Genomic DNA, 11,254 nt, shown 5'->3' with positions numbered 1-11,254 from the left:
AAATTGGAAAAAGAGAATCAGAGGGTGTTAGTACACCTGAAGCCACTCCTTCATTCAAACAACCTATAATATCAGAAAATATAGACAACATCAGACAAAAGTTATATTATACCAATTACCAAAGGAGGGGAAAAGATGGGAGAGTGTTTTATTTGTGATAAGCACCAGGGAAAAATCAAAACTTCAGGAAGTGTAATCTATGAGGATGAGTTTGTTTTTGTTGGACATATTGACGGAGGCGGAAAGCCCGTATATCTTGGACATTTGATGATTGACTTGAAAAGGCATGCACCGACGCTGGCGGATTTGACGATGGAGGAAGCTTCGGCTTTTGGTAAATCTATGGCGAGGATTAGCCGGGCCTTGAAGGAAAGCGAGGGAGCAGAGCATATTTATTCTCTTGTATCAGGTAACGCTGTTCCTCATTTGCATATGCATTTAGTGCCGCGCTACCCGGGCACCCCGGAAGAACATTGGGGGCCAATGGGTGTTTATGATTGGAAGCAGGCACCGATGGGAGACGAAGAAGAGGTCAGCCAAATCTGCCGCAAAATTAAGGCATACCTGGGGGAGCAGAAACATGATTGATATTTGCTGGAATGGGAAGCTTGCCCCTTATCTGGATAATCCAAGTGTCAAACAGCATGCCCATATCACGCTAGGGCGGTTTGGCGGAAATACAGAGGCAGGCCAATATAAAAATGAGGATGGCTGCCTTGTCTGGGCCGATGAAAACCGGGAATGGGAGTTTGCACTCATCCTCGATGCCCATGAATCGTCAGAAAGTGCAGAGCTTGTCCTGCAGCATATCCAATCTAAAAAGAAAGACATATTAGATATACTGGAACTCCCAGCAGATGCTGCAATACCTGGTGTGGAAAAATTTATATTGTCCTCCCTGGCTTCTGAAGAGTTCCGGTTGGAATGCAGCAAGGTAAAAGGGGAAACTGCCTGCCTGTTTGCTTTTCGGAAAGCTCAGTATCTTTGGTGGCTGTCTATTGGTGATTGTGTGCTTTTCCTCTTTCATCCGGAACTGGCGGCTATGGGGCAGCATCAGCTGAACCAGCGGCAATTTTTTGAATGGACAGGAAGGGCAAATGCTTTTGATCTGTCCGTTCCCTGTTATACAACAGGAAGGAGAGAACTAAGAGAAGGCGTAAATACCATCCTCCTTACGACCGATGGCCTCCTTGAATGCCCTGGAATGCCGTATGAAGACCCGGAAAAAATCATGGCTGCAATGAAGGAGGCTTCAGATGGGCAGGGTGTGAAGGAAATGCTGGATGTCATAAAGGCGCATCAAGTCCGTGACAGTACTACGATCATCTCCTGGGAAGCAAGTTCCTCCAGCAGGCCATTGATGCCGAAAAATATTACAAGCCAAGGATAAATTTCCGCAAGATGGGCAACATACAGGCGGAGGGCTGCCGATGGCCAAGTTAAAGCATATACAGCAGGATACCAATATTGAAAGCTATTATATAACTCTATGCGATGTTTATTTTTATCATATCCCCGGAGAATCCGATAAGGAAGAGCAGCGGCTGGAGGCTGCTGTTGAAACTTTATCGAGCTTGATTTTTCATGCCATCAGCATAGACGGGACAACCATCAGAGAAATGGATAACAGCCGCTATGAGAAAGAATATAAACGGTTTTATACTGATATCATGCGGGCGATCAGAGAATGTTCGCAGAACGAAGTGGACTTTGGCGAATTTCTCGAAATTTTGGATGAAATTATCAGCGCCGCCATTCTTCTTGCCAATGCATTTGAAAAAATCGATCAGGTAAAAGAAGAGGCCGCACAAGAAGAAGATGAAGAGGAAGAGGAATGACCGGTTCCGGATAGGGCCGGTTTAATTTTTGCGGGTAAATGTTTGAATTTTAAGAAAAATAATTGTAAAGACTTCTTTTCCTATGCTATCCTGTACTATAACAGATATAAAAAACAGCGTTGTGTAATAGAAAATAAAGGAGGATAAGGATGGCAAACTATCGAACAATAGGAAACTTGCAGGTGGATGAAGCTCTGCATCAATTTTTACAGAAGGAGGCTCTTCCCGGCAGCGGACTGGAAGAAAATGAATTCTGGAGTGGTTTTGAAAAGCTTATTGAAGACCTTACCCCGGAAAACAAGAAACTGCTGGCCAAAAGGGAGGAGCTGCAAAAGGAGCTTGATCAGTATCATTCAGAAAACCGCGACTTCCACTTTGAGAAGTATAAGCAGTTCCTCCAGGATACCGGCTATCTGCTGCCAGAGCCGGAAGACTTCCAGATTGGAACGGAAAATGTGGATGATGAGATCGCCCTTCAGGCAGGTCCGCAGCTGGTTGTGCCGGTCAATAACAGCAGATACAGCATCAATGCGGCCAATGCGAGGTGGGGAAGTTTGTATGATGCTCTGTACGGGACTGATGCCATCAGTGAAGAGGAAGGGGCAGAAAAGGGCAGCCAGTACAATCCGGTGCGCGGAAATAAAGTGATAGAATTCGCAAAGGAATTTCTTGATCAAGCAGCCGCGCTCGAAGGGGCTTCTCATCTGGAAGCTGTACGCTATTCAGTCAAGGACGGCAGGCTGGTCATCACTTTAAAAAATGGGTCATCCTCAAAACTTAAAGATCAAGAAGCATTTGTCGGTTACAGAGGAGATAATGACCATCCGGAAGCTGTTTTGCTGAAGCATCATGGACTTCATTTTGAGATTCAGATCGACCATGCTTCTGACATTGGAAAAAGTGACCCGGCAGGCATAAAAGACATTATGATGGAGGCCGCTGTTACAGTGATCATGGATTGCGAGGACTCAGTTGCGGCTGTTGATTCAGAAGACAAGGTGCTTGTCTACCGAAATTGGCTTGGGTTGATGAAAGGGGAACTCAGCGCAGATTTTCCAAAGGGCGGCAAGGTCGTATCAAGGAAACTGAACGGTGCCAGATACTACAATGATCCTGAAGGCAAGCCTTTTTCCCTGCCGGGCAGATCGCTTCTGTTTGTCCGCCATGTCGGCCATCTGATGACGACTCCCGCAATACTGGATCAGGAAGGTAATGAAATATACGAAGGAATACTTGATGCCGTCTTTACAAGCCTGGCAGGGAAGCATTCTCTTTTACACACAGAGGTAGCGGCTAACTCCAGGAAAGGCTCTATTTATATTGTGAAGCCTAAAATGCATGGGCCGGAGGAAGCTGCGTTTGCAGGCAGGCTTTTTGATAGGACTGAAGATCTGCTCGGACTTGAAAGAAATACCCTGAAAATCGGACTGATGGATGAAGAGCGGAGAACCTCCCTGAATTTAAAGAGGTGTGTAAAAGAAGTCAAAGACCGCATCGTGTTCATCAATACAGGCTTCCTTGACCGGACGGGGGACGAAATCCATTCCAGCATGGAAGCGGGACCGATGGTGAGGAAAGGGGAGATGAAGAAGTCCTCCTGGCTCCAGGCATATGAGGCTTCCAATGTTTCAACTGGTCTGGGAGCATGTTTTTCAGGCAGAGCGCAAATCGGCAAAGGCATGTGGGCCATGCCGGATAAAATGAAGGATATGCTTGAGCAGAAGGGTGCCCAGCTCATGACAGGGGCCAATACTGCCTGGGTGCCTTCACCATCAGCTGCAGTCCTCCATGCGCTGCATTACCATCAGATTGATGTGAGGGAAATCCAGCAGAAGGAGTTCAAGGACCCGTTAATGTATAGAGATGAAATGCTGTCAATACCGGTGGAAGCCAAAGGCTTTTGGTCACCTGAAGAGATCCGGGAAGAAATCGAAAACAATGCCCAGGGCATTCTTGGCTATGTGGTCCGCTGGGTGGAACAGGGCATCGGCTGCTCGAAAGTGCCGGATATTCATGATGTCGGCCTGATGGAGGACCGTGCTACCTTGAGGATATCAAGCCAGCATCTAGCCAATTGGCTCCACCACAATATAGCATCAAAGGAACAGGTGATGGATGCGCTCCATAAAATGGCGGTGATAGTAGATGCACAAAATGAGAATGAGCCGGACTATAAGAGGATGTCAGATAATTTCAGTTCATCCATCGCATTCCAGGCGGCCTGCGAGCTCATTTTTGAAGGAAAGAATCAGCCCAGCGGCTACACAGAACCTATTCTACATAGGCGGAGACTCGAAGCAAAATCGAAACAGGCTGTCAGGCAGTAAGGTGCTGGAAAAAGCAAATATGGTCAAGTCTGTGGGCAGCGCACGCCGCTGTCAGCATCTCTGGCTCTTCTATCAAGATGACAGAGGAAAGGCTGGAATGATTTAATGTGAATGTGATTGAAAAAGGTATATCGTAAGTGAGCTTGTTTATGAATATTGACGGTTTCGGATTCCCTCAGGTAAAATTTAGCTATTATTACAAAAATGAGGGGATTTTGTTGAAGCATTTGAAATTGTTATTATTATTGACAATCCTGATAATGATGAGCGCTGCCTGCTCCGGAACGGAGGAAACTGAGTCAGATTCAGAAATAAAGGCAGCAGCTCCAGAAAAAAATCCAATAGAGGAGGTGGATGCTGCAGGGGAGGAAACAGATGCTGAAGAGGCTGCAGCAAAGGAAAGCTTTATCGCCAACGGAAAGGAATGGCAGCTCGGGTTTTCAGATTCTCAGAACGGGCTCTTTCAGGAATATGTCCTTGCCGGGGAAACAGTCGACAACTGGTCTGAGCTGATCACGGTCCACCGCTACAGCAATCCGAATGGGGTGCCGGTGCAGGCATATGCTGCTCAATTCAAAAATTCTCTTGAGCAGTCAGTATCCGGCGACCTTCACTTTGAGGTTCTAAGAGAGGATGCTAATAATCTTTATTATGAATTTCAGCTGACCGATGACCCTGCCCATCCAGACCAATATGAAACAGCTAGGATTCAAAGCGAAGGCGGGGAGATTTGGTTCCTGCATTATGCCATTAAGGCTGCCGAGATAGAAAATGGCGAAAAAGACGCCTGGATGAATACCCTATCAACAGATGATTTGAAAAGCTGGGTAAAATAAAAAAACGAAGCAGCAATGCTTCGTTTTTTTTGTATACAGATTATTTATAAAAAACCTTATCTGTATTATATTTGGCCTGGAGAGTATTGATGATATAAGTTTCATAAATTTCCCTCTCCATCGGGTCTTCTACATAAATCAAGGCAATTTTGTATACATCATGGCGAACATCCTTGATCGGTGAAACAGTATCTTCAAAATGCTTCTTTACGCGCTGCCTCAGCTTGCGGGCTTTTCCTACGAACATCAGATCCTCATTAGAATCAAGGAACAGGATCAGGCCGCCCTTATCGCGGGGGATGCGGTGATAATCCGTAAAGCCGTAGAGATTGCTCAGTACGGATGATGTCTGTTCGTCGGCATGCTTGTTTTTAGTCAGAGTCAAATCCGGATTTGGAATTTCAATTTTTATCATCTTCAGTCACTTCCTTTTCTTTAACTTGTAAATGGTATCATACCGGAAGCCTGATATCCACTATATCCTGATTATTTTACCCTTATATGGAGGAGAAACAAGGTTTTTTGGATTTTTCTCTTATTAAAATGTCACAGATTTACCTTACAGGCGACTAAGTTTATAGAACATATAAAGCAGGTGAGCGTGTGGGATATCAAATGCACAGGCTGATCCTTGAATGGTTTAGCCTTAGGATCAAGCGCTTTCCGTTTTAATGGCAGCAGCAATCCGGTTTGATTGTAATACTTACAATACATGATTCAATATAGCAGATAAGAATAAATGCAGGTTATTGCCTAAAATTTATCAATCTCGGAAGCCCCGGCATGACTGGCTTTTGGGGCTTTTTGCATGTGGTCTATAACTGGTATAGGTGCCTGTCACCTAATAAATGACAAATATTGTAGTTTTCATTCGTGTAATAAGGGTAAAGAGTATTAAATAATTCAAATCTTAAGAGGGCGATTATGAACAGCATAGAATACTACATTTTCTTAGACGAAATCCAACGGATGAAAAAAGAATACGAGAGATGTAAAGATAAAGCCTTAAAAGTTGAAATTGTTAAGGATATTGAGCTGTTGCAGACTGCGATCAGCTGCGTAAGATAAAATGAAATCGTCTAAACCATGAGTTAGGCGATTTTTTGTTTTTTAAGCCGGCATAGCGCCGGCCTTTATTATGCATCAAAGAAATACTGATAAAAAAGGACATCCTGCCATTCCCCGAATTTAAAGCCAACTTCTTTAAAGATGCCGATATAGCGGAAACCTAATCTTTCATGAAGCTTGACACTTGCTGCATTACCGGCGGTGAGTCCGCTGATAATGGTATGATAGCCAAGGCTGGCTGCGCGGGAGAGCATATCCTCTGCCAGACTTGTCCCGATTCCTTTTCCCCTGAAGCGTGAAGATATGTAGACAGAAAGCTCTGCTGTTTTTTCGTATGCCTGCTTGTCGCGGAAGGGTCCGATTGAGCAGTAGCCGGCAATCTGGCCTTCTTCCACTGCAACCGTCAGCGGATATTTGCCGCCGTATTTTTCAAACCAGGCTTTCCGCTCTTCCAGACTTTGTTCTTCAAGGTCAAAAGTCGCCGTCAAAGTGCGGATTGCTTCATTATAAATATCGAGAATGTCCGGCAAATCTTCTTTTGCTGCTTCGCGGATTATCATTTCATCATCCCTCCTGGTACTTATTTTAAAAGAGCAGAAGATGGAGGGGAAGTTAATTGTCTTATAACCTGACAATGAAACGTCTGGGGAGTGTATCCGTTTTAGCAATCCTGCATCACGGAAAAGAAGCTGCTTGCAGAGGCAAGCAGCTATTTTTGCTATTCCTTCAGCTGATCCACCGTTCCTTCATTATAATCATCCCCGACTTGTTCATGGGTTTCAGCGAGACCCTGCTCCAGCTGGGAGTTCCCTTCATAATCGGATGGAGTGAAGTATCTGGCAGCAATTTGCGTTGTATCAGGCTGGTTTTGCTTATCTTTTTTCAATCGTTCCGCCTCCTTTCATCCATAGTATAAGTCAATCAAAGCAGATTATTTGGTTAGTGGGAATGTACATAATTGGAATCAGGAACGGGGAAATTACAGGGGAGGAGGTGAACCTCGTGGCTAAAAATCAAAAGGGTGAAGACCGTACGAACGATCTTGGAAGATACGCCGGAATATCCAAGGAATATGACTTTGAAACAGGAGCGCTTAATACAGCGGTACCGCAAAGCCAAAAGAAGAGTGACCAAAAGAAATAACACTTTAACATAAAGGGATTTGTCTTCGAGGTGCGTGGCAGCTGGGACCGCTGTTTTTATTTATGCAGAGATAGTGGCTGCAGCGGAGCAGGGTAGGACCGCTATTTTTGATTTTTGCTGAAATAGTGGTTCCAGCGGAGCAGGGTAGGACCGCTATTTTTGTTTTTGGATGAAATAGTGGTTCCAGCAGAGCAGTGTAGGACCACTATTTTTGTTTTTAGCTGAAATAGTGGTTCCAGCGGAGCAGGGTAGGACCACTATTTTTGTTTTTTTTCGAAATAGTGGTTCCAGCAGAGTTGGGTAGGACCGCTATTTTTGTTTTTGGATGAAATAGTGGTTCCAGCGGAGCAGGGTAGGACCACTATTTTTGTTTTTGGATGAAATAGTGGTCCCAGCAGAGCAGGGTAGGACCGCTATTTTTGTTTTTTGCTGAAATAGTGGTTCCAGCAGAGCAGGGTAGGACCGCTATTTTTGTTTTTGGATGAAATAGTGGTCTCAGCTTCATTTCCTGCTGCTTCTATCCAGCTTATTATTTTACATAAATTTTGACCCTGCTTATATTTAAAGCTGTTCTTCTGGAAAGCCGATTCAGTTTCATGATCTTATGGACTTGCTCAATGACCTTTGATGCCTATTTCCGCCATTGCTATAACCGCCGCCTAGGATTGATCCTTAATAGGCTGGCATTAAGCTAAGAGCTTCATTTTCAATCGGCTGATTCAGCCAGGTGAAAATACTCACGGTCAAAGATCCGGTAATAGATTGACGCTGGTATTTTATCATAGTACGGCTGAACACTGGATATCACTTCCTTCTGTGTCCGATGGGCAAGAAGGACTTTTTTGCGTGCGGATGCTTCGGTCGCCATTGGAAAAGCGATATCAGGCTCAGGAAGCCCCTTGCTTGCATCTTGTGGATACTTCTCCTTGAAAGTTGGAGAGAGTTTAAGGGCTACCTTAATCATAGGCTCGGGCAGGGTGACCATATAATGCCTCTTAACAGGGGAGTTTCCTTTCAAAAGCTCTTCTTTTGCCACTTCCCGCACCAGCTTCCCCATGGCCGCATGATCCGGGTGCCCGTATAAGCCAATCACATCATCATAAGATATTAATACTGTGGGCTTAACATCGGCGATCAAGTCTCTGATCACCTGTTTAATTTCCTCGCCATCCACACCTTCTAATCCTCCATCAGGAAAGCCAAACAGGTCAAGCCGGTCTGACCCAATGATTTCGGCCGATTTCTCCATTTCCTTTGAGCGTTCAGCCCCAAGTTTATCCCTTGGGACAACCCCTCCATCAGGACCTGCTTCACCCCTGGTAAATACAGCCAGGGCGGTATATACATCCTTCTGTTTCCCCAGCTTAGAATAAGTTCCGCTCACCATAATTTCATCATCCGGATGTGCAAACAGGGAAAGCACTCTTTTTGGCTCATTCTTCGGGAAAAGTTCCTGAGAAACAGGTACCTCCCCGTCATTTACATAATAATTGGCGTAAATGATTGCAGAAACAGAACCGAGCAATAGAAAGACGAAAAGAATAACAGTAATAACTGCAAACCATTTAAGTCTTCTTCTTTTCATACCAGACCACCCTCATCATCATGCTAGTCCAGTATATGAGGCCAGAATAAAAGAGATGCGCAGGAATAAAGGAAAATAGTCCTCATTCTCTCAAGTTCTATAAAATGCGGTGAATAAGATGTAAAAAGGAGACGCCAAATGCATCTCCTTTTTACATCTTTATATACTTTTCTTCATTCCGCACTCCCGGCATTCGCGGAGAAAAATAAAGTCTTTTACGGAACTTTTAAACAAAGTATTGTCACAATTATCGCATCTCCCGCTTTTAACATCAGGATAATCTTTGTAGTCATACACAATGCTTGTGTCAAAACCTTTGAATTCATTTGTTTCGGACATTTTCATTCACCTGCAACTAGAGTTTATCTTTTTATCATAGCAAATTTGCTGGGTTTTCGGTAGGTGGATTAATAATGTATTCTGTTATACTGCTCACTAAGAGTCTTCCAGGCGGGAATCTGCTTATTTCTTAACATTCAGTCATATACATTTTATTGGAGCAGTTCACTGGCATACAGTATAGTTTAGAAATTTATTTATACATGAAATATTCTACAAATTTAAGTTGATTAAATGAACAAAGTATAATAAAATAACTTACAGCATTAATCATACTATTTGCATAGGAATTAAAGAGTTTAAAATGATTTTAGACTTTCTTGTCAGAAGGATGTGGAGTTATTGAATCCTGAATCAATAATATTTGCTGAAAATATATCTAAAAGCTTTCAAAGTAAAAAGAAGCGATTAACTGTAATGGAGAATATCTCACTGCAAATTAAACAGGGGGAAATCATTTCTATATTGGGAGAAAGCGGCTGCGGCAAAAGTACACTGCTCAACATTCTTGGCGGATTCGAAAAACCTGACGCTGGTTCTGTTTTATTAGATGGAAAAGAAGTGCAAAAGCCTACAAGAGACTGCATCATGCTTTTTCAATATTATGCTTTGCTGCCATGGCGATCCATTCTTAAAAATGTGGAATTGGGGCTGGAGGGATTAAAAATTAATCCGGCAGAACGGAAAGAACGTGCCATGCATTATCTTGCTTTGGTAGGTCTGGCTGACAAAGCAGAGATGTTCCCTCATGAAATGTCAGGCGGCATGCAGCAAAGGGTAGCAATCGCAAGAGCACTGTCACTGCAGCCGACGGTTATTTTAATGGATGAGCCATTTGCGGCATTGGACACTTTTAACCGATATTATCTGCAGGATGAGCTATTAAGTATCCAAACTAGGGAAGAAACGTCCATCGTACTTGTAACGCATGATATAGATGAAGCCATTTATTTATCAGACAGAGTTTTTATTATGCATCCGTCACCTGGAAGAATCCACAAAGAAATAAAAATTGACCTTTCAAAACCGAGAGATCGCAGCCACAGCGATTTTCAGCATTATAGAAAACTCATTTTCAATGAATTTCACTTTAATAAAAAGGTTTCACCCATAGAGTTTAATATTTAATTAATTACACTAAAGGAGAATGATAGATAAATGAAAAGAAAATCAATTTTGCTGCTGGCACTATCTGTCTTGCTATTATTCAATCTGGCTGCATGCAGTTCATCAGAGAATGCTCAAACAGGTGAAGGCGAAAAGCGTACTGTCAAAATAGGGTATCTGCCCATCACCCATGCAGTGCCGCTGTATATTGAAAAAGAAATGGAAGAATATAAGAATTTTGATTTGGAGCTTGTAAAATTTGGTTCATGGCCTGAACTGATGGATGCCCTGAATACTGGAAGAATAGATGGTGCGTCTGTTCTGGTTACACTCGCTATGAAAGCAAAGGAGCAGGGGATTGATCTAAAAGCTGTGGCACTGGGCCATCGTGACGGCAATGTACTCGTTACAGCAAATGATATTAATAGTGTTGAAGATTTAAAAGGGAAATCCTTTGGTATACCTCACAAATTTTCTACTCATAACATCCTTTTGTACCAGATGCTTAAACAAAACGGACTGCAGTATGAAGACGTAAAGGCAGTAGAATTGCCGCCTTCAGAAATGCCGGCCGCATTATCTGAAGGCCGTATTGCAGGTTATGTTGTGGCAGAGCCGTTTGGTGCTATCTCGGTCTCTATCAATAAAGGCAAAGTACTGTATCAGGACCAGGAGATATGGAAGGACTCCATTGATTGCACACTTGTTCTGCGCAATGACTTTATTACAAAGGATAACGATATTGCACAGGAATTCGTGAATGCTTATGTAAAGGCTGGAGAAGCCGCAGAAAAGAAGGATGAGCATACCTTCGAGATGTCATCGAAGTACATGAAGGCTGATGAGAAGGTTATGGATCTCTCTTTCCAATGGATATCTTATGACAATCTAAAGCTGAATGAAAAGGATTATGAAGAATTGAGCAAGAACCTGAAAGAAATGGGATTGCTGGAAAACCCTCCTGCATATAAGGATTTCGTGGATAATACACTGATTGAAAAGGCGCAGTAA

The 11,254-nt window shown here is 43.4% G+C and carries 13 protein-coding genes and 1 pseudogene; 9 read left to right on the top strand and 5 right to left on the bottom strand.

The genetic code is table 11. The features are described 5' to 3' along the window. Positions 1-135: 135 nt before the first annotated feature. From AC4E8B_RS14650 to AC4E8B_RS14630, 5 genes are all read left to right on the top strand, one after another. On the top strand, positions 136-588 hold the full coding sequence (locus tag AC4E8B_RS14650; RefSeq protein WP_490214109.1) for an HIT family protein: 453 nt from the start codon (positions 136-138) through the stop codon (positions 586-588). Then, positions 581-1,390 carry a PP2C family serine/threonine-protein phosphatase gene (locus AC4E8B_RS14645; RefSeq protein WP_490214108.1) on the top strand — a complete coding sequence of 270 codons (810 nt, stop codon included), beginning with the start codon at positions 581-583 and terminating at the stop codon, positions 1,388-1,390. The genes AC4E8B_RS14650 and AC4E8B_RS14645 overlap by 8 nt, the downstream gene beginning before the upstream one ends. A 40-nt stretch (positions 1,391-1,430) precedes the next feature. After that, positions 1,431-1,838, top strand: a complete 408-nt coding sequence (locus tag AC4E8B_RS14640) for a hypothetical protein (RefSeq protein ID WP_490214107.1) — start codon at positions 1,431-1,433, stop codon at positions 1,836-1,838. Between the two features lie 149 nt (positions 1,839-1,987). Continuing rightward, complete coding sequence (locus tag AC4E8B_RS14635; RefSeq protein ID WP_490214106.1) at positions 1,988-4,165, top strand: malate synthase G; 2,178 nt, start codon at positions 1,988-1,990, stop codon at positions 4,163-4,165. Positions 4,166-4,410: 245 nt separating this feature from the next. Continuing rightward, positions 4,411-5,001 carry a hypothetical protein gene (locus tag AC4E8B_RS14630; protein ID WP_490214105.1) on the top strand — a complete coding sequence of 197 codons (591 nt, stop codon included), beginning with the start codon at positions 4,411-4,413 and terminating at the stop codon, positions 4,999-5,001. Positions 5,002-5,041: 40 nt separating this feature from the next. Here the strand turns inward: AC4E8B_RS14630 and AC4E8B_RS14625 are convergent, their stop codons facing one another. Next, complete coding sequence (locus AC4E8B_RS14625) at positions 5,042-5,416, bottom strand: nucleotide excision repair endonuclease (RefSeq protein WP_009793222.1); 375 nt, start codon at positions 5,414-5,416, stop codon at positions 5,042-5,044. Positions 5,417-5,925: 509 nt separating this feature from the next. On the opposite strand from AC4E8B_RS14625, the gene AC4E8B_RS14620 reads away from it, so the two are divergent. After that, positions 5,926-6,069 (top strand): hypothetical protein, encoded by a 144-nt coding sequence (locus AC4E8B_RS14620; RefSeq protein WP_490214104.1) that lies wholly within the window; start codon positions 5,926-5,928, stop codon positions 6,067-6,069. A gap of 68 nt (positions 6,070-6,137) precedes the next feature. Here AC4E8B_RS14620 and AC4E8B_RS14615 read toward each other — a convergent pair whose 3' ends face one another. Further along, the gene (locus AC4E8B_RS14615; RefSeq protein WP_490214103.1) at positions 6,138-6,629 is read right to left on the bottom strand and encodes a GNAT family N-acetyltransferase; all 492 of its coding nucleotides are present in this window, start codon (positions 6,627-6,629) and stop codon (positions 6,138-6,140) included. Between the two features lie 158 nt (positions 6,630-6,787). Then, positions 6,788-6,946 (bottom strand): annotated as a pseudogene (locus tag AC4E8B_RS14610) (YozQ family protein); the annotation flags it as partial. Positions 6,947-7,071: 125 nt separating this feature from the next. On the opposite strand from AC4E8B_RS14610, the gene AC4E8B_RS14605 reads away from it, so the two are divergent. Continuing rightward, positions 7,072-7,212, top strand: coding sequence for a hypothetical protein (locus tag AC4E8B_RS14605; protein WP_490214102.1), 141 nt, complete (start codon positions 7,072-7,074; stop codon positions 7,210-7,212). Positions 7,213-7,918: 706 nt separating this feature from the next. On the opposite strand, the gene AC4E8B_RS14600 is transcribed toward AC4E8B_RS14605, so the two are convergent. Together AC4E8B_RS14600 and AC4E8B_RS14595 are read right to left on the bottom strand one after the other, a co-directional pair. Then, positions 7,919-8,797, bottom strand: a complete 879-nt coding sequence (locus AC4E8B_RS14600) for a PIG-L deacetylase family protein (RefSeq protein WP_490214101.1) — start codon at positions 8,795-8,797, stop codon at positions 7,919-7,921. Positions 8,798-8,956: 159 nt separating this feature from the next. After that, entirely contained in the window at positions 8,957-9,136 is a 180-nt protein-coding gene (locus tag AC4E8B_RS14595; protein ID WP_490214100.1) for a DUF8096 family protein, read from the bottom strand. Between the two features lie 342 nt (positions 9,137-9,478). Here AC4E8B_RS14595 and AC4E8B_RS14590 point away from each other — a divergent pair, with 342 nt between their 5' ends. Further along, a complete protein-coding gene (locus AC4E8B_RS14590) occupies positions 9,479-10,264 on the top strand; it encodes an ABC transporter ATP-binding protein (protein ID WP_490214099.1) in 786 nt (261 codons plus the stop codon). A gap of 30 nt (positions 10,265-10,294) precedes the next feature. Then, positions 10,295-11,254, top strand: coding sequence for an ABC transporter substrate-binding protein (locus tag AC4E8B_RS14585; RefSeq protein WP_490214098.1), 960 nt, complete (start codon positions 10,295-10,297; stop codon positions 11,252-11,254).

The sequence above is a fragment of the Bacillus sp. SRL543 genome, from assembly GCF_984799205.1.
This window is presented reverse-complemented; position numbering and strand designations above follow the sequence as displayed.